14 protein-coding genes and 1 pseudogene are annotated in these 17,522 nt (G+C 67.0%); 5 read left to right on the top strand and 10 right to left on the bottom strand.

What is annotated here, in order from left to right:
* Position 1 precedes the first annotated feature (1 nt).
* Positions 2–703: a pyridoxal 5'-phosphate synthase glutaminase subunit PdxT gene (pdxT, locus tag ACVWZ8_RS17515; protein ID WP_426978122.1), complete on the bottom strand. Its 702-nt coding sequence runs from the start codon at positions 701–703 to the stop codon at positions 2–4.
* A 91-nt stretch (positions 704–794) separates the two neighbouring features.
* Between pdxT and ACVWZ8_RS17510 the strand changes: the two genes are divergently transcribed.
* The 3 genes from ACVWZ8_RS17510 to ACVWZ8_RS17500 are packed head-to-tail and all read left to right on the top strand — an operon-like array spanning position 795 to position 3,375.
* Complete coding sequence (locus tag ACVWZ8_RS17510) at positions 795–2,144, top strand: MurT ligase domain-containing protein (protein WP_456505342.1); 1,350 nt, start codon at positions 795–797, stop codon at positions 2,142–2,144.
* Positions 2,141–2,956: a type 1 glutamine amidotransferase gene (locus tag ACVWZ8_RS17505; protein WP_456505341.1), complete on the top strand. Its 816-nt coding sequence runs from the start codon at positions 2,141–2,143 to the stop codon at positions 2,954–2,956. The genes ACVWZ8_RS17510 and ACVWZ8_RS17505 overlap by 4 nt, the downstream gene beginning before the upstream one ends.
* Before the next feature lie 14 nt (positions 2,957–2,970).
* A complete protein-coding gene (locus ACVWZ8_RS17500) occupies positions 2,971–3,375 on the top strand; it encodes a VOC family protein (protein WP_456505340.1) in 405 nt (134 codons plus the stop codon).
* Positions 3,376–3,620: 245 nt separating this feature from the next.
* Here the strand turns inward: ACVWZ8_RS17500 and ACVWZ8_RS17495 are convergent, their stop codons facing one another.
* On the bottom strand, positions 3,621–4,490 hold the full coding sequence (locus ACVWZ8_RS17495; RefSeq protein ID WP_456505339.1) for a hypothetical protein: 870 nt from the start codon (positions 4,488–4,490) through the stop codon (positions 3,621–3,623).
* Positions 4,491–4,561: 71 nt separating this feature from the next.
* Between ACVWZ8_RS17495 and ACVWZ8_RS17490 the strand changes: the two are divergent.
* Positions 4,562–5,021 (top strand): annotated as a pseudogene (locus tag ACVWZ8_RS17490) (GNAT family N-acetyltransferase).
* A gap of 228 nt (positions 5,022–5,249) precedes the next feature.
* On the opposite strand, the gene ACVWZ8_RS17485 reads toward ACVWZ8_RS17490, so the two are convergent.
* A complete protein-coding gene (locus tag ACVWZ8_RS17485; protein ID WP_456505973.1) occupies positions 5,250–5,789 on the bottom strand; it encodes an alpha/beta fold hydrolase in 540 nt (179 codons plus the stop codon).
* Between the two features lie 44 nt (positions 5,790–5,833).
* The gene (locus ACVWZ8_RS17480) at positions 5,834–6,685 is read right to left on the bottom strand and encodes an alpha/beta fold hydrolase (RefSeq protein ID WP_456505338.1); all 852 of its coding nucleotides are present in this window, start codon (positions 6,683–6,685) and stop codon (positions 5,834–5,836) included.
* A gap of 80 nt (positions 6,686–6,765) precedes the next feature.
* Here ACVWZ8_RS17480 and ACVWZ8_RS17475 point away from each other — a divergent pair, with 80 nt between their 5' ends.
* Positions 6,766–8,778, top strand: a complete 2,013-nt coding sequence (locus ACVWZ8_RS17475) for a M3 family metallopeptidase (protein WP_426978130.1) — start codon at positions 6,766–6,768, stop codon at positions 8,776–8,778.
* Positions 8,779–8,978: 200 nt separating this feature from the next.
* Here the strand turns inward: ACVWZ8_RS17475 and pdxS are convergent, their stop codons facing one another.
* The 6 genes from pdxS to ACVWZ8_RS17445 all read right to left on the bottom strand — a co-directional run bounded on the left by pdxS (position 8,979) and on the right by ACVWZ8_RS17445 (position 17,399).
* Positions 8,979–9,905 carry a pyridoxal 5'-phosphate synthase lyase subunit PdxS gene (pdxS, locus tag ACVWZ8_RS17470; protein WP_456505337.1) on the bottom strand — a complete coding sequence of 309 codons (927 nt, stop codon included), beginning with the start codon at positions 9,903–9,905 and terminating at the stop codon, positions 8,979–8,981.
* 172 nt (positions 9,906–10,077) lie between these two features.
* The gene (gene pgsA, locus ACVWZ8_RS17465) at positions 10,078–10,716 is read right to left on the bottom strand and encodes a phosphatidylinositol phosphate synthase (RefSeq protein WP_426978134.1); all 639 of its coding nucleotides are present in this window, start codon (positions 10,714–10,716) and stop codon (positions 10,078–10,080) included.
* Complete coding sequence (locus ACVWZ8_RS17460; protein ID WP_426978136.1) at positions 10,706–11,347, bottom strand: HIT family protein; 642 nt, start codon at positions 11,345–11,347, stop codon at positions 10,706–10,708. The genes pgsA and ACVWZ8_RS17460 overlap by 11 nt, the downstream gene beginning before the upstream one ends.
* A 20-nt stretch (positions 11,348–11,367) precedes the next feature.
* On the bottom strand, positions 11,368–13,377 hold the full coding sequence (gene thrS, locus ACVWZ8_RS17455; protein WP_426978138.1) for a threonine--tRNA ligase: 2,010 nt from the start codon (positions 13,375–13,377) through the stop codon (positions 11,368–11,370).
* 192 nt (positions 13,378–13,569) lie between these two features.
* Positions 13,570–17,070 carry a DNA polymerase III subunit alpha gene (locus ACVWZ8_RS17450; RefSeq protein ID WP_456505336.1) on the bottom strand — a complete coding sequence of 1,167 codons (3,501 nt, stop codon included), beginning with the start codon at positions 17,068–17,070 and terminating at the stop codon, positions 13,570–13,572.
* Complete coding sequence (locus tag ACVWZ8_RS17445) at positions 17,067–17,399, bottom strand: DUF6504 family protein (RefSeq protein WP_456505335.1); 333 nt, start codon at positions 17,397–17,399, stop codon at positions 17,067–17,069. Before ACVWZ8_RS17445 ends, ACVWZ8_RS17450 begins: the two co-directional genes overlap by 4 nt.
* Positions 17,400–17,522 lie beyond the last annotated feature (123 nt).

Below are 17,522 nucleotides of genomic sequence, written 5' to 3'. Positions count from 1 at the left end.
TTTACGCTTCTCCTCTGATCATTCGGATAAACAGTTCATGCACGCGCTTCTCCCCCGTCACTTCGGGGTGGAAGGAGGTGGCCAGCAGCTGGCCGGAACGCACAGCAACAATTCTAGCCGTCCCGTCCAGCGACTCGGGGTGGCCCGCCCTGGACGGTTCCACCATGGCGAGGACCTCCACACCATCCCCCACCCGCTCAACCCAGGGTCCGCGGATGAAGACGGCATGGACGGGGGGCACGCCGTGCTCCGTGGCGCTGAATTCCAGTCCCTTGAAATCGAGGTCCGTCTCGAAGGATTCCCGCTGCCGGCCAAAGGCGTTGCGGCGGACCGTGATATCCAGGCCGCCGAAGGTCTGCTGCGGATTCCCGGCGAGGTCCCTGGCCGGGTCGGCGATCTCGTTCGCCAGCAGGATCATGCCGGCGCAGGAACCGTAGACCGGCAGCCCGCCCCGGATGCTGTCACACAGCGGTTCCCGGAGGCCGAAAATCCTCGACAGTTTGTCAATGGTGGTCGATTCGCCGCCCGGAATGATGAGGCCGTCGAGGCCGTCGAGTTCGGACGGGCGGCGTACTCCGATGCCGGTGGCGCCGGCATCCTCCACCGCGTGCAGGTGTTCGCGGAAATCGCCCTGGAGGGAAAGGACACCTATCCGCAGGCCTGCACCCGCGCGGGAAGGAAGCGCAGAAGGGGGGTTGGTCATTCGACCAGCATAGTGCGCCGGGCTTTCCCGAACTGCACCGGCTCCGCCGCCCGGCAGGCTTTCATGCCGCCGCTGGGATATATTACAAAGCATGTTTTACTTCAGTGTTCCGCTCGGCAAGCTCGTCCGCCGGGTCTCCCGGCTCTGGGGCGGAGGCTCTGCCCTTCCCGGTCTGGTGGTCGAGAAAATCGACCCCGCTTTCATGCGGAGGACACTGTCCACGCTGCCTCTCGGCGTCGCCGTCGTTAGCGGTACCAACGGCAAGACGACCACCACAAAGATGGTCGTGGAGCTGCTGGAAAGCCAGGGCCTGACGGTTTTCACCAACCGCACCGGCAGCAACTTCACCCGCGGCGTCGCCGCGGCGCTGCTCGGCGAGGTGGACTGGCGCGGCCGGCTCAGGGCGGACGTCGCGGTGCTGGAACTGGACGAGGCCCACGCCGTGCACTTCGTCAACCAGGTGCCACCCCGCTACAGCCTCCTGCTGAATGTCCTGCGCGACCAGCTGGACCGCTTCGGGGAGATCGACAAGACCGCGGAGCTCTTGCAGCATGTTGCCTCCAAGACCACAGGGACCGTTGTGCTGAACCGGGAAGACCCCCGCGTGGCCCGAATCGCGGAAACGCTCAGCGAGGACACTCACAAAACAGACACGCACAAAACAGGCACCCTGAACGGCCCCGACGTCCTCTACTTCGGCCTCGATGATTCGCTGCTGAGCACTTTCCCGAACGACGACGAGCTGCGGGCGGCCCCCGGCAGCCCGGTGCCTCCTGCCCCCGCGAAGCCGCACGCCGACGTCGTGCTGCGCCGGGTCGGTGCCGATAATGCGGACTTTGAGTACGACGGCGTCACCGTCACCACCGCGATGTTGTTGCGCGGTGTCTACAACATCTTCAACGCGGCCGCCGCGTTGACCCTGGCCCGGGCCATCGCGGTCAGGGACGCCGGTCAAGGAAAGACGGCTGTGGCAGATAACGACGGCCTGCTCAGGGCGCTGTCCCGTGTAGCGCCGGCGTTCGGCCGCGGCGAAAGCCTCGTGGTCGACGGCCTGCCGCTGGAACTGGTGCTGGTGAAGAACCCCAGCGGCTTCCGGCTCGGCCTGAAGTCCTTCCCTGCCGCGGGCTACGCCACCATGATCGCGATCAACGACAACTATGCAGACGGCCGGGACATGTCCTGGCTCTGGGACGTCGAATTCGACACCCTCCGTGAGGAGGGCGCGGACCAGCTGAGCGGCTCGCGGGCCTACGACATGGCCCTCCGGCTGCAGTATGACGACGTCCCCATCGGCGCCGTCGATACCGACATCGCGCCCGCACTGGCTGCCTTCATCCGCGGCGCGAAGGGCAAACCGAAACGGATCTTCTGCACCTACACAGCCATGCTGGCCATCCGCCGCGAGCTAGCCAAAATCACCACAGTGGAGGTGGTCTCATGACCCCCCAGCCTTCGTCCGGGCAGACCGGACGGCAGTCCGGACACGGGCTCTCCTACGGACACGAACTGCCGCCCGAGGAACTGGCTGCGCCCAGCAAGGGAACCATCCGGGTCCTGCAGCTCTATCCGCGCGACATGAATATCTACGGAGACTGGGGCAACGCCTTGGTCCTCGCCCAGCGCCTGCGCTGGCACGGCTATACGCCGGAACTGCTCGAATACAACGTCGGCGACGACTTCCCCGCACACGTGGACCTGATCCTCGGCGGCGGCGGCCAGGACAGCGGACAGCTCGTGATCAAGGACGATCTGCTGTCCCGGGAATCCACCTTGCGGGAGCTGGCCGAGGACGGCACCCCCATGCTCGTGATCTGCGGGCTGTACCAGTTGTTCGGGAAGTTCTTCAAGACCCGGCTGGGTTCGGTCATTCCGGGAATCGGCATCCTGGATGTGGAAACGCACGGTACCGAAGTGCGGTTGATCGGCAACGTCGCGGTGTCCTCCCCGGAATTCGGCAGCATCCTCGGGTACGAGAACCACAGCGGCCAGACCACGCTCGGGCCAGGCGTCTCACCGCTGGGATCCACGGCCAAGGGCACCGGCAACAACAGCAACGACGGCCAGGAAGGCGCCCGCTACCGGAACATCGTGGCGAGCTACCTGCACGGCTCGCTGCTGCCCAAGAACCCGGCACTGGCAGACTTCCTGATCCGGACCGCCGTCGAACGCAAGTACGGCAGCTTCTCCCCCGGCACCCCTGATGACTCCTACGCGGTCCTCGCCCGCGAACACGCGGCCCGCCGGCCGCGCTGACAGCGACTCAGGACGTGAGTGGTGATTCCGAAGGTGCCTTGCACCATGTCGAGCTGTGGGTGCCAGACCTGGTGCGCGCCAAGGCGGAATTGGGATGGATCCTGACCAGCCTGGGATATGAGACCTTCCAGACCTGGTCCCACGGAATCAGCTGGCGCCGGGGCCAGACCTACATAGTGGTCGAAGAGTCACCGGACCTGAGCAGCCGTGAGCATCAACGCACCGCGCCCGGGCTCAATCACCTGGCATTCCACGCCGGGAGCCGACAGCGGGTTGACGACTTGGCGGACGCAGCCCCGCTGCAAGGCTGGAAACCGCTGTTTCCGGGGAAATATCCTAATGCCGGCGGTCCCGGACATTATGCTGCCTACCTGGTGAATTCCGACGGGTTCGAAATAGAGCTCGTCGCCGCCCCTTGAGCTGGTCTCCGTCCCGGCCCTGCTGCGATCGCTTCTGCGGCGCTGGGCTTTCCACCCAGGGGACTCATGGAATTGCTGATTGTAACTATTGCTGCCGGACTGATCATCGTCGCATCCCTGGAGCGTCATCTGTTGACGCGGGCCAGGCATTTACCCCTGGGCTCGAATCCGGAATCCGAGCGTGCCCGCCGCGATATCCAACGCGCGAAGACCCTGGCGACGCTTCATCGGCACGGAGAGCAACGTCAACAGGCATCCCAGGAAAGGTCCGCACCCTCAGGAATCTCAAAGGCCTCGATTTCCGGACTTGAGACTAGCCCGGCAACCAGCGCGGGGTTGCCGGCGATGATGGTCGAATCGAAGTCGATCTCCGTGACCATTACCCAGGCCCTGTCCTCGGGCCAGAGCAGGCTGGGTGATTGCGGCCAGCGCGGATCATGGTGCCACGGCGCGTTGAGGGCCCAGGCCGGGTCTGTGAATTCGGCCGGGGAAGACGAAAAAAGAAAGTGACTGCGGCCCGGAAGCTCAAGCCTCGGCCCGCGCACCACGCTGGCCGGCAGAAGCCCTGAACCGGCCCCGTCCTCGGCGCCAAGCGTTACGGTTCCCCGCCCTCCGCCGCCGTCCATGCCGAAGCTCAACTGGCTGTATCCGGCCGAGCTCGTGAGGCCGCCCCACCCTTCCCAGATCGCGGCGACGCCGTTGACCGGCGTCGTCGTGTGCCGGGAAAGGATCGACGCCGCCGCGGCCAGCACGTGGATGTCCAAGTTCCCCTGCCGCGGCTCGGAGTAGCGCCAGCCCGCGGCGTCGAGGACCTCACCGTACGGCCCCGCGGCCGGCCCGGACAGGCGGTGATACTGTGCCAGGGCGTGCATCGACGCGCCGAACGTCCGTGCCACCTCCGACCACGGAACGGATTCACTGTCGACGTCGACCAGGACTTCCTTGTCCTGCCTGTGCCAGGACAAGGTATCGGCCGGCCGGTCCCGGCTCACCGGATGGAGGACCCGGGCATACGCGGAAAAGCCGTGCGGCACGACGCAATGCATGTCCCTGGCCGCGGGATCGAGCAAAGGCCGGAGCCAACTGCCGGAGTCGGCGGCGTTGAAAGATTCCATGGCGTCAGCCTACTGAGGTGCCGCAAGCCGGTAGCCTGGGTGACAGGGAACAGATTCGGCGGAGGATTCAGATGATTCGGATTGAGCAGGATGACCCGGGGCGCTCGGATGTCCAGGAACTCTTGAGCGGGCACCTCGCGGACTTGTATGCCACGTCGCCCGCGGACAGCGTGCACGCGCTGGATCACGCGGCGCTTCCCGGTCCGGCGATCACGTTCTGGACCGCTCGGCAGGACTCCGAGGTCCTCGGCTGCGGTGCGCTCAAGCAGCTGCACCCCGGCCAGGGCGAAATCAAGTCAATGCGCACCCCGGCCCACGCCCGCGGCCGGGGCATAGCCAAGCTGCTGCTCGAACACATCCTTGAGGAGGCCCGGCGAAGCGGCTACGAACGATTGTTCCTTGAGACCGGAAGCCAGGAGTTCTTGGCCCGCCCGTCGGCTGTATCACCGGCACGGATTCATCGACTGCCCGCCGTTTGCCGGCTACGTACTTGATCCGAACAGTGTCTTCATGACCCTTGAACAGCACTAGTTGCCGCTGACGAACGCCAACACGTCGCGTGCCACCCGGCTGCTGGCCGCCACCCGGAGGTGACCGAGGCCTTCATACCAAATCAGTGTGCAGTCCTGGATCAGCCCGGCGGACTCGGTGGCAACATCCTTCGGGAAGAACCTGTCGCTGTCCCCGCAGATGAGCAGTACCGGCGGCCGGATCCTCGGCAGGACGTCCCGTGAATTATGGCTCAGCTCCGCCCGGACTTCAGTCTGTACGTCCTCCGGCGGGTAGTCGGAGCAGGCGACCGCCGATGAAGGGACCCAGCAGCCCGCGGAGCCACCGCAGCCGCGTCCCTGGAAACAGGTACTCGGCGAACACCGTCCCGGCCCGCCCGGCGTCGCCGCTGGCGAGGGCGCCCGCCATCCGCGCGTCGACGTCCTTGCCCCAGTCGCTGAGCTCAGCCGCGGCGATGACCACAACGATCCGGCCGAAAGCGTCGGCGTGCAGGGCCGCGAGATACTGGGCGATCATTCCGCCGAACGATTCGGCCACTACGACGTCGACGTGTCCGCCGAACTCCTCCGTGATCACGTGGGCGCAGTCGCCGGCCATGTCGGTAATCGTGTGCCCGGGGGGCATGTTCCTGCGGCGGGTGACAATCCAGACGGAAAACCCCGCGTTCAGATACGGCTCTAACTGCCGGCGGAACATCCGGCGCATCGTCCCTTGGGGCACCGTGCTCCCGGGTCCGCCCTGAATGAACAAGAGCGTCTTCGGGCCGATGCCCCAGCACAGGTACGCCATTCCATTCCGGAACGTCCCGCTCCTGGCGGTACGCTCGACCGCCGTCATCGGCCGACGTGGCTTCCCAAAAGCAGTTCTGCGAACTCCGCAGGCCGGGAGGCGGGCCACCAGTGGCCGCCGTTCACCCGGATCACCGTAAGGTCGTCCACCCACGAATCCAGCCCCTCCATGAGGTCCGGCGACAGGAAGGGATCCTTGAGCGGCACCACCACCTGGACGGGAATGGTCACCCGGCTCCCGGCCGGCCAGTTCCCGCCCGACAAGAAGTTGGTGCGGTAAAGTGCCAGCCCGCGGACGGGGTCACTGCCGACGTCGCGCTTGGCCGTCTGTTCGTAGCGCCGGGTGAGGAACAGGTGCCAGGCGGCCTCCGGCAGCTTCGGCACCAGGAAGCCGCCAATGTACCAGCTGCGCAACAGTTGTCCCGCCAGTTGCGGCCAGGCGCCTGGCCGCGAACGCCGGCTCCGCATCCAGCGGGCAAAATGCCGCAGATCCGGGCCGGAGATGCTGGTGTATCGGCCGATCCGGCCCCCGGCCCGCGGATCCTGCACGGTGGCCCAGCCCTGGATCGACCCCCAGTCATGGCCCACGAGATGCACGTCCGCAGCGCCCACGGCTGCCAGCACGGCGAACACGTCATCCACCAGCGTCTTCAGCGTGAAGTCACCTGGGGTCTCGACGACGACGGACGCGCCCGCGTTTCGGGTGTCGTAGGCAACCACATGGTGGGTCCGGGCGAGGTCCCGGATGGCCGGCAGGAACATCTGATGATTGTCCGGGTAGCCGTGTACCAGCAGCAGCGTCCGAACATCCGGGCCCGGTTCCGGGCCGTACTCAAACACTGCCAGTTCGGCTCGGTGCGTCGCGACGGTACGCCGTCGTTCTTTCAATGTCTCCATGCTGCCCAAGCTTAGGGCTCCATCACAAGAACGCCGCCGGCACCGTTGAGAACCCATCGCCCACATGAAAGAGTTATTTCATGACCAACCCCCTTTTGAGCCCCAGCACCCTGCCGTTCGGCCTGCCGCCGTTCGCGGTGATCGACGACGAGCACTACGCCGAAGCGGTCGAAGCCGGCCTCGCCGAGCACCTGGCGGAGATCCACGCGATCGTCGAGAGCCCCGGGCCGGCATCCTTCGAAAACACGGCCCTGGCGATGGAGCGGTCCGGCCAATTGCTGCAGCGGGCGGCGGCGTCGTTTTTCACTCTCGTTTCCGCCGACGCCTCGGACACGATCCGTGAGCTGGAGACCCGACTGTCCCCGCTCTTCTCGGCCCATCAGGACGCTGTCTACCTAAACCGGGGCCTATTCGAGCGCTTCGCCGCCATCAACACTGACAAGCTCGACCCCGAATCCAGCCGACTCGTCGACGAGTACCTCAAGGAGTTCCGCCAGTCCGGCATCCAACTGGACGCGGCGGGGCAGGAGCGCCTCAAGGCCGTCAACGCGGAGCTCTCCCGCCTTGGCACCGAGTTCGGCCAGCGCGTCAAGGAAGGAATGAAGTCCGCCTCCCTGCTCCTGGACGACGCGGCCGAGCTCGCCGGACTCCCTGCCGACGACGTCGCCAGCGCCGCGGAGGCAGCCCGGAACACCGGACACGAGGGCAAGTTCCTGCTTACCCTCATCCAGCCCAGCAACCAGCCGGCGCTGGCAGCCCTGGAAAACCGGGACGTCCGCCGGCGGCTCTACGAGGCCTCCATCGGCCGGGGCAGCGGCGGCGGCAGCCTCGATGTGCTGGACCTGGTCAAGGAGATGGTCAGGCTCCGCGCCGAGAAGGCCGCGCTCCTGGGCTTCGCCAACTATGCCGAGCTCACCGTGGACCGGCAGACCGCCCCCGATTTCGCGGCCGTGCAGGCCATGATAAACCGGCTGGCCCCCGCCGCCGTGCGGAACGCCGACGCCGAGGCCGAGGCACTGGCCGAGGTCGCCGGGCACCCGCTCGAGGCCTGGGACTGGGCCTTCTACTCGGCCAAGGTCAAGCGCGAACGGTATGCCGTGGACGAGCCGGCCCTGCGCCCCTACTTCGAGCTGGACCGCGTCCTTAACGACGGTGTGTTCTTCGCCGCCAACGCCCTCTACGGCATCACCTTCCACGAACGCAGCGACCTCACCGGCTACCACACGGACGTGCGGGTCTGGGAAGTCAGGAACTCGGACGGCACGGAACTGGGCCTGTTCCTGGGCGACTATTACACCCGCGAATCCAAGCGCGGCGGGGCCTGGATGAACTCCCTCGTGGAACAGTCCGGGCTGCTGAACGCCCGGCCCGTGGTGATCAACAACCTCAACATCTCCAAGCCGCCGGCCGGCGAGCCCACGCTCCTGACGCTCGACGAGCTCCGCACCACCTTCCACGAGTTCGGCCATGCCCTGCACGGGCTGTTCTCCTCCGTAACCTACCCGCGGTTCTCCGGCACGTCCGTGCCGCGGGACTTCGTGGAGTACCCCTCGCAGGTCAATGAGATGTGGATCATGTGGCCGGAGGTCCTGGCCAACTACGCGCGCCACTACGCCACCGGTGAAGCACTGCCGGAGGAGCTCGTGGACAAACTCGACGCTGCCCGGCTCTGGGGCGAGGGCTTCGGCACCACCGAATACCTGGGTGCGGCCCTGCTGGACCTCGCCTGGCATGTCCTTGACGGCTCCGAGGTTCCCGAAGACGCACTGGAATTCGAGGCTAAGGCGCTGGCAGCGGCCGGAGTGGCGCACAGCCTGATCCCGCCGCGCTACCGCACCGGCTACTTCCAGCACATCTTCGCCGGAGCCGGCTACGCCGCGGGCTACTACTCCTACATCTGGAGCGAAGTGCTGGACGCCGATACGGTGGAGTGGTTCAAGGAAAACGGCGGGCTCAGCCGGGCCAACGGTGATTTCTTCCGCGCCGAGCTGCTCTCCCGCGGCAACAGCCGCGACCCGCTGGAATCCTTCCGCACCTTCCGCGGCCGGGACGCGGATCTCGGGCCGCTGCTGAAGCGCCGCGGCCTCGACTGACCCAAAAAACGAGGCCGGCCCGCCACCTGGAGAGGTGACGGGCCGGACTCGTTCAATCAGGAGCGCAAGGCGAAGGACGGTGTGATCCGGCAGCGTGCGTAAAAGGGGCTCCGCGCCCCGAGCAGCCTCTCAGCTGTCAACAAGGCGCGGGGAATAGCACGCAGAGGATCAGCGCCGTCCGGCGCCCCCAAAGGCGCGAACTACCAGCCGCGCTCGGCGAGGCGGTGCGGCTGCGGGATCTCGTCCACGTTGATGCCGACCATGGCCTCGCCCAGGCCGCGGGAGGCCTTGGCGATCTCTTCCGGGTCGTCGAAGAAGGTGGTGGCCTTCACGACGGCGGCGGCACGCTGGGCCGGGTTGCCGGACTTGAAGATGCCGGAGCCGACGAACACACCGTCGGCGCCGAGCTGCATCATCATCGCGGCGTCGGCCGGGGTGGCGATGCCGCCCGCGGTGAACAGGACCACGGGGAGCTTGCCGGTGGCGGCAACTTCCTTGACCAGTTCGTACGGGGCCTGCAGTTCCTTGGCGGCAACGTAGAGCTCGTCCTCGGCCAGTCCGGCCAGCCTCTTGATCTCGGCGCGGATCTGGCGCATGTGGGTGGTGGCGTTGGAGACGTCACCGGTGCCCGCCTCGCCCTTGGAGCGGATCATGGCCGCGCCCTCGTTGATGCGGCGCAGGGCCTCACCGAGGTTGGTGGCGCCGCAGACGAAGGGAACCGTGAAGTTCCACTTGTCGATGTGGTTGGTGTAGTCAGCCGGGGTCAATACCTCGGACTCATCGATGTAGTCCACACCGAGCGACTGCAGGATCTGGGCCTCGACGAAGTGGCCGATCCTGGCCTTCGCCATGACCGGCACGGAGACGGCCGCGATGATCTTGTCGATCATGTCCGGATCGGACATGCGGGACACGCCGCCCTGGGCGCGGATATCGGCGGGAACGCGTTCCAGCGCCATGACGGCCACGGCACCGGCATCCTCGGCGATGCGGGCCTGCTCGACGTTGACGACGTCCATGATGACGCCGCCCTTGAGCATCTCAGCCATACCGCGCTTGACGCGGTTGCTGCCCGTGACGTTCTTGGCGGACGCGCCGGCTTCGCTGCTTACATCAGGTGTAGACACAAAAACCCCTATGGGTAGATAGATGACCTCGCCGGGGTGCAGGCGGCACACAGATGCCGTTCTCGCACACACCGGATTACCGGATCCATTGGCCGGTAGTGCTAATACTAGCCCCCGGCTGCGACACGTCTGAATTCCGGTTACACGCGCCGCGGCCGGGGCACAGAGGCCGTCAGGCGGCCTGTTCGGTGGCGGTGCCTTCGGTTTCGTCGAGCGACTGGCGGTGTACGGCAACGATCCGCTGCACCACCGTCATCAGGCTGGCCAATGCCAGCAGGCACAGCGTCACGAAGAGCACCACGCTTGGCAGGCCAAGGCCGGTGAACCCGGTGACCACGAGCACGGAGACGAGCCGCTCGGCGCGCTCGGCGACGCCGACGTTGGCGTGGAAGCCCAGGGCTTCGGCCTTGGCCCGGGCGTAGGAGACCACCATCCCCAGCACGAGGCAGACGAGGGCGGCAACCGCGATCGGCGTGTCCGCGCCGCCGGTGAAGAACCAGACGGCGACGCCGGCGAACAGCGCGCCGTCCGCCACCCGGTCCAGGGTGGAGTCCAGGAAGTTGCCCCAGCGCCCTTCGCGCTGCTGCATCCGCGCCATGATGCCGTCAATGACGTCGGAAAAGATGAACGCCGTGATGAAGAGGGTCCCCCACCAGAGCTGCCCCAGCGGGTAGAACACGAGGGCACCGACGACGACGCCGAGGGTGCCGACGACGGTGACGGCGTCCGGGGAGACACCGATCCTCAGCAGCCAGCGGGCGAGCGGGGAGAACAGCGCGGTGAAGAAGCCGCGCGCGTGCCTATTCAGCATCTGGCTCCCTGGCGGAAGTCTCCCGCGCGCTGTCAGTTGCCTGCGGATCCGACTCCTGGGGCCACGCCTCCGCCACCTGCTGGCGGACCTCGCCCAGAGTCTGCGTGATGGCCTTCGTCTGGGCAATGATGGGGAAGAAATTGCCGTCCCCGCCCCAGCGCGGCACCACGTGCTGGTGCAGGTGGCCTGCGATCCCGGCCCCGCCGGTCACGCCCTGGTTCATGCCGATGTTGAAGCCGGAAGGGTTGGCGACCTTGCGCAGCACGCGCATGGCCGTCTGGGTCAGCTCGGCAAATTCCGCCGTTTCCTCCACGGTCAGGTCCGTGTAGTCCGGCACGTGCCGGTACGGGCAGATGAGCAGGTGGCCGGGGTTGTATGGGAACAGGTTCAGCACCACGTAGCTGGTCCGGCCCCGGTACACGATCAGCGATTCATCATCGCTGCGCCCGGGCGCGACGCAGAACGGGCAATCGTCCGGGTTCTTGAACTGGTGCTGGCCGCCCTTGATGTACGCCATCCGGTGCGGGGTCCACAGGCGCTGGAAAGCGTCCGGAACTCCGGCCAGGCCGAAGTCGTCCGTCACTGCGTCGTCGCCCGGATATTCCGGACCGGCCCCTGTGGTCTCCTGCACGCCTTGCCCTTCCGTTTCCGCTAGCTGGTCCGGTTGCGGACGGCGTCGACGATCCGCTGGACAGCTTCGGCCACCGGCACGCCGTTGTCCTGGCTGCCGTCGCGGAAGCGGAAGGACACGGCGCCCGCCTCGGCGTCGTCTCCCCCGGCAATCAGCACGAACGGGATCTTGTCCTTGCTGGCCGTGCGGATCTTCTTCGGGAAACGGTCCGAGGAAATGTCCACCTCGGCGCGGATGCCCGCGGCCTTGAGCTGGTCCACGACGTCGAACATGTAATCGTTGAACGCCTCGGCCACCGGAATGCCGACCACCTGCACCGGGGACAGCCACGCCGGGAAGGCGCCGGCGTAGTGCTCGGTCAGGACCCCCATAAAACGTTCGATCGATCCGAACAGCGCGCGGTGGATCATGACCGGGCGCTGGCGGGTGCCGTCGGCGGCCTGGAACTCGAGTTCGAAGCGCTCGGGCAGGTTGAAGTCCAGCTGGATCGTCGACATCTGCCAAGTGCGTCCCAAGGCGTCTTTCGTCTGCACGGAGATCTTGGGGCCGTAGAACGCCGCTCCGCCCGGATCCGCCACCAGTTCCAGGCCCGAGGCTTCGGCCACCTCGGCCAGGGTGCGTGTGGCTTCGTCCCAGGCGGCATCCTCGCCTACGAACTTGTCCTCGTTCTTGGTGGACAGTTCCAGGTAGAAGTCGTCCAGGCCGTAGTCCTTGAGCAGGCCGAGGACAAAGTTCAGCGTGGTGGTGAGCTCATCCTTCATCTGCTCGCGGGTGCAGTAGATGTGGGCGTCGTCCTGTGTCATGCCCCGCACGCGCGTGAGGCCGTGCACCACGCCGGACTTTTCGTAGCGGTACACGGAGCCGAATTCGAAGAGGCGCAGCGGCAGCTCGCGGTAGGACCGTCCGCGGGCGCGGAAGATGAGGTTGTGCATGGGGCAGTTCATCGGCTTCAGGTAGTAGTCCTGGCCGGGCTTGCGGACCGTGCCGTCCTCGTTCAGTTCCGCATCGATGTGCATCGGCGGGAACATGCCGTCCCGGTACCAGTCCAGGTGGCCGGAGACCTCGTAGAGGTGGCCCTTGGTGATGTGCGGGGTGTAGACGAACTCATACCCGGCGTCGACGTGCCGCTGGCGGGAGTAGTCCTCCATGGCCTTGCGGATGATGCCGCCCTTGGGGTGGAACACTGGCAGGCCGGAGCCCAGTTCGTCCGGGAAGGAGAACAGGTCCAGTTCGGCGCCAAGCTTGCGGTGGTCGCGGCGCTCAGCCTCGGCGATCCGCTCCTGGTAGGCCTTGAGGGCTTCCTTGGTGGGCCAGGCAGTGCCGTAGATTCGCTGCAGCTGCTGGTTGCTCTGGTTGCCCAGCCAGTAGGCGGCCGATGACCGGGTCAGGGCGAAGGCGTTGGAGATGAGCTTGGTGTTGGGCAGGTGCGGGCCTCGGCACAGATCGCACCAGACGCTGTCGCCGCTCTTGCGGTCCACATTGTCGTAGATGGTGATGTCGCCGGCGCCCACCTCGACGTTGACGCCCTCCCCGGCATCGGCGGCGTTGTTCTTCTTGCCCAGCAGTTCGAGCTTGTAGGGCTCGTCCTTCATCGCCTCGCGGGCCTCGTCCTCGCTCACCACCCGGCGGACGAACTTCTGGTTCTGGTTGATGATCTTCTGCATCATCTTTTCCAGCTGGCGCAGGTCCTCCGGCGTGAACGGCTCCTCGACGTCGAAGTCGAAGTAGAAGCCGTCCGTGATGTAGGGGCCGATGCCGAGCTTGGCGTCGGGGCGCAGCTGCTGCACGGCTTGGGCCATGACGTGCGCCGTGGAGTGGCGCAGGACGTTGAGTCCGTCCGGGGAGCCGATGGTGACGCCCTCGATCGTGGCGTCTTCGGGCAGCGGCTGGTCCAGATCCAACAGAGCGCCGTTCACGCGGGCCACAACGACGTCGCGGCGCTCAAAAAAGAGTTCCGCGCCGGTGGTCCCGGTAGCCACCTTGGTCTCTTCGCCATCGACGAGAAGGGTGATCTGCTGGGCATCTGACACGGGTGTCTCCTATTCAAGGTTAAGGCTTCGTAGCTTGTGGCGTACGGGGACCACAGCCAGCCTCGTCCATGTTATCGGGTTCCGGATGGGCCAACCAACGCACGACGGCGGCGCGGCGCCGGGTGCAGCAGCCCGCCCGGCGCCAGCCGCGCGGTGCTCAGCCTCCCCGCGCGGCGCCGGCGGCGCCGCGCTTCAGCCACCCAGCCCGGTGATGGCAAGGTTCCGGCTGATTCCGTCCAGCGGGCCCGGCAGTTCCGGCCCGGTGTAGGCGGGGGCGCCGGAAACGGGCTCGGGGAACGGCAGCGTCCCGGTGCGGCTGAGGTCCCACGCCATGCTGGCACTGATGCTGATCCCCCGCGGCCCGGTCCGCCGGGTGGTGCCCCGGATCAGCAGCAGCCGGGTGCCGAACAGCAGCGGTCCTGCCAGCTCCTGGGCCTCATGGAAGAAGACCGAATCAACGCAGCCCGTGCCGTCGTCGACACTGATGAAGACCACCCGGCGGCCGCCCCGCATCGGCGGAGTCTGGGTGGCGACCCGGACTCCGGCGACCAGCACCTCGGTGCCGTTGCGCAGCCCCAGCAGCTTGTCCGCGGTGGTGACCCCGAGGCGGTCCAGCAGGGGACGGTGGCTGGTCATCAGGTGTTCGCTGACGTCAACGGCCATCAGGTCCAGCTCCGCCCGGACGTTATCCACCATGCTGGGCGCGGGCAGCTCCGCCTTCAGGTTTTTCAGCTCAATGTCCCCCAGCGGCAGCGCCAGCTGGCCCTCGATGATCTCCATGCCCTTCCGCTGGGGGCGGTGCTGCAGGTTCTGCAGGTGCCGCACCAGGTCGGCACGGTTGGCTGCTCCCCCGGAGGCCCGGTGCAGGGAATCGAAGGCACCCAGCTGGGCCAGCCGCTGGATGCTCGGCTTGCTGAGCCGGGACCGGGCGCGCAGGTCCGCCAGCGAGTCATACGGCTGTCCTGCCACGATCCGCTTCAGCTCGGTGCCGGAGAGCCCGAAGATGCCGTTCAGGCTCAGCCGGATGCCCAGCTTGCCGCGGTCCGGCCCCGCAGCCACGCGTTCCACCCGGTACTCGGCCTGGCTGCGGTTGATGTCCAGGGGCAGGATGGGGATCCCCAGCCGCCGGGCTTCGGCCACCAGGAGCCGCTTGGGATACATGCCCGGATCGTGCTCCCAGAGTCCGGCGAGGAATGCCTCCGGGTGGTGGGTCTTGAGCCAGGCGGACTGGTAGGTGGGCACGGCAAAGGCGGCACCGTGGGCCTTGCAGAAGCCGAAGCTGCCGAAGGCCTTCAGCGTCCCCCAGACCTTGTCCACCACCTCGGGGCTGTACCCCCGGGCACGGGCCTCCTTTCGGAAGAACTCCTCCACCTTGCCTTCCAGAACCTCGTTGCCGAGGGCGCGGCGGAATTCATCGGCCCGCGCCAGCCCGCATTCCGTCATGACGTCGAAGGTCTTCAGGATCTGCTCATGGAACACGGTGACCCCGTGCGTCTCCTTGAGGACCGGCTTGAGCTTCGGGTGCGGATAGACCTCCGGCGCGAAGCCGTGCCGGTGCTCCAGGAAGGGCCGCACCATGTCCGATTTCATCGGCCCCGGCCGGAAGAGGGAGATATCGATGATGAGGTCGTTGAAATCCCGGGGCGCCAGTTTACCGATGAGTTCGCGCTGGCCCGGGGATTCGATCTGGAAACACCCCAGGGTGTGGGTGCTGCGGATCAGCTCGTAGGTGGGTTCGTCGTCGAGCGGGACGGCGTTGAGGTCGATGCGCCCGTCCGCGGCGATGTAGTCCGGGCCGCTGCCGTCCGGGCCGGCCGGGTGCGCCCCTGCTGCCACCACCTCGGCTTTGGAGGGGTGCAGCCGGATGACCTCACGGACGGCGAAGGCCATGGCGCTCTGCATCCGGACCCCCAGCACATCGAGTTTGAGCATCCCCATGGGGTCCATGTCGTGTTTGTCGAACTGGCTCATCGGCAGCCCCAGGCCGCTGGGCTGAACGGGCGTGCGGTCCAGCAGGGTGGCGTCGCCCAGGATAACGCCGCACGGGTGCATGGAGATGTGGCGCGGCAGCCGGTCCAGCCGTTCCGTGAGGTCCACCAGCAGGTCCAGCTGCTGGTTCTCGGTGAAGTCGCGCTGCTCCACCCTCCCCGCGAATTCCCGCAGCTCCGGTTTCTCCACGAGGGCTTCCCGGAAGTTCCGGGCCGAGAACCGCCACAGCTGCTTGGCGATGTCCCCGATCTCGCCGTCGTCCATGCCCAGCGCCAGCCCGGCGTCCCGCACGGCACCGCGAGCGCGGTAGCCGTTCTGCATGCTCATCAGCGTGACGCGTTCGGACCCGAAGCGCTCAAAGATTTTCCGGTAGACGTTGTGCCGTTCGGCGCTTTCGACGTCGATGTCGATGTCCGGCAAGGTGGCGCGGTCACGGGAGAGGAAGCGTTCGAAGATGAGGTCGTGCTCGAGGGGGTTCACCTGGCTGACGTCGATCAGGTAATTGACCAGGCTGGACGCGCCCGAGCCGCGGGCGGCGGCACGGACGCCCATGTCCAGGATCATCCGTGAGACTTCGGCGACGGTCAGGAAGTAGGCGGCGAAGCCCAGGCTGTCGATGATCCGCAGCTCATGCCCCAGCCTGGCGCGCAGCTCCTCGGCGGGCTTCCCGGCGATCCCGGGGAAGCGGCGGCTGATGCCTGCCTCGCAACGCTGGCTGAGCTCCACGAGGGGATCCCCGGCGATTCCGATCACGGAGGCTTCGGGGACCACGGGCTGCTTCCATCCCATGTCCGTGACCGGGTCCACCCGGCAGCGGTCCGCGAGCGCCTCTGTCTGGGCCATCAGCCGTTTCAGGTCCGCGGCGCCGTACCCGGCGGCATGCATGATCTCTTTGCCCAGCTGCAGCATCTGCGCCGACGACTTGAGCCAGCCCTGCCCGTTGGGCTGGAGCAGCGGGGCAGCCGAGAGTTCGGGCAGGGATTTCAGCGCCCGGGCGGAGTCCAGCACATCCGCGGTGGCCGCGCCGTCCTCGGCGACGTACCGCACGGCATTGCTCAGCACGGCGGGCACGCCATGTTCCGCGGCGAGTTTGAGCATCCGCACAGCGTGGGCTGTGCTGAGCGGCTCACCGGGAGTGCTGAGTTGCGTGACCACCTCGGCGGCGAGGGTCCCCGGCGGCATGGCATCCAGCCAGCGCTTGAACAGGGTGCGGGGGCGCAGGTAGCGCCGCCCGCCCACCGCCCGGCCGACGTCGGAATCCGGACCGATCAGTACCGTCAGCACCGGCTGCAGGGTCTCCGGATGCAGAGTCCGGGAGGCGAGCTCCGCCCGGGTCACGGCCACTGGCACCGCTCCCCCGGCCTTACCGGTGGTGCGGGCGTGGGCGTCCGAGATCAGCCGGCAGAGCGCCCGGTAACCGGCGCCGTTGTTGTGTCCGTGGGCCAGGGCGACGACGCGTCCGCCCACCTGGGTGCGGAGGTCGCCGTCGTCGTCAAGGACCGCAAGGTCAACCCCGACAATCGGATCGAGTCCGGCAGCCATGCAGGCCAACAGGTGCTTGACCGTCCCGTAGAGGCCGTCGCGGTCAGTGCAGGCGAGCGCGGTGGCATCGTCGGCCGCGGCCGCGGCGGCCAGTTCATCCGGCCAGGAGACCCCGTAGTGGGCGCTGAAGGCGGTGGAGACGTGGAGATGGGTGAAGCTCATGCTGATTTCTGCGGACGGAGGCCGTCATGGATCCTCAGCAGCCGCCAGCGGCCGCTGCCGACGTGCCGGCTCAGGTCCAGGGTGAGGGTTTCCGCCTGGGCTCCATCAACCGGGGACGGATCAGCCGGGCGCACCTGGACCCGCCAGATCTCGTGGTCCACCAGCCCGGGGCCGCTCCCCAGCGGGGCCCGCGGTTCCTCCGCCCACCATTGGCGCCGCTCATACCAGCGGACCGGTTCGGCGCAGACGGTGTAGTGCCGGCCGGCCCAGTCAAGCTTCAGAGGCACGCCGGAGGGTGTGCAGACGACGTCTACCGACTCGCTGAACATGCCACAGTGCCTCCCGGGAAACCCCGACCGAATCCTTGTTCGAATATATCTTCGAATGATTCCAGTCTACGCCCGGCCCGGGACAAAACCTAGATCAGGGGTGGACGGACGCTGGCACACGTA

This window comes from Arthrobacter sp. UYCu723, from assembly GCF_054059215.1.
This window is presented reverse-complemented; position numbering and strand designations above follow the sequence as displayed.

What these genes read in the sequence shown, in the direction of transcription:
- ACVWZ8_RS17475 (WP_426978130.1), top strand. Translation starts at nt 6,766, where the DNA reads ATGACCAACCCCCTTTTGAGCCCCAGCACCCTGCCGTTCGGCCTGCCG.
- ACVWZ8_RS17445 (WP_456505335.1), bottom strand. Translation starts at nt 17,399, where the DNA reads ATGTTCAGCGAGTCGGTAGACGTCGTCTGCACACCCTCCGGCGTGCCT.
- ACVWZ8_RS17505 (WP_456505341.1), top strand. Translation starts at nt 2,141, where the DNA reads ATGACCCCCCAGCCTTCGTCCGGGCAGACCGGACGGCAGTCCGGACAC.
- pdxT (WP_426978122.1), bottom strand. Translation starts at nt 703, where the DNA reads ATGACCAACCCCCCTTCTGCGCTTCCTTCCCGCGCGGGTGCAGGCCTG.
- ACVWZ8_RS17495 (WP_456505339.1), bottom strand. Translation starts at nt 4,490, where the DNA reads ATGGAATCTTTCAACGCCGCCGACTCCGGCAGTTGGCTCCGGCCTTTG.
- pgsA (WP_426978134.1), bottom strand. Translation starts at nt 10,716, where the DNA reads ATGCTGAATAGGCACGCGCGCGGCTTCTTCACCGCGCTGTTCTCCCCG.
- ACVWZ8_RS17450 (WP_456505336.1), bottom strand. Translation starts at nt 17,070, where the DNA reads ATGAGCTTCACCCATCTCCACGTCTCCACCGCCTTCAGCGCCCACTAC.
- ACVWZ8_RS17480 (WP_456505338.1), bottom strand. Translation starts at nt 6,685, where the DNA reads ATGGAGACATTGAAAGAACGACGGCGTACCGTCGCGACGCACCGAGCC.
- ACVWZ8_RS17485 (WP_456505973.1), bottom strand. Translation starts at nt 5,789, where the DNA reads ATGGCGTACCTGTGCTGGGGCATCGGCCCGAAGACGCTCTTGTTCATT.
- ACVWZ8_RS17510 (WP_456505342.1), top strand. Translation starts at nt 795, where the DNA reads ATGTTTTACTTCAGTGTTCCGCTCGGCAAGCTCGTCCGCCGGGTCTCC.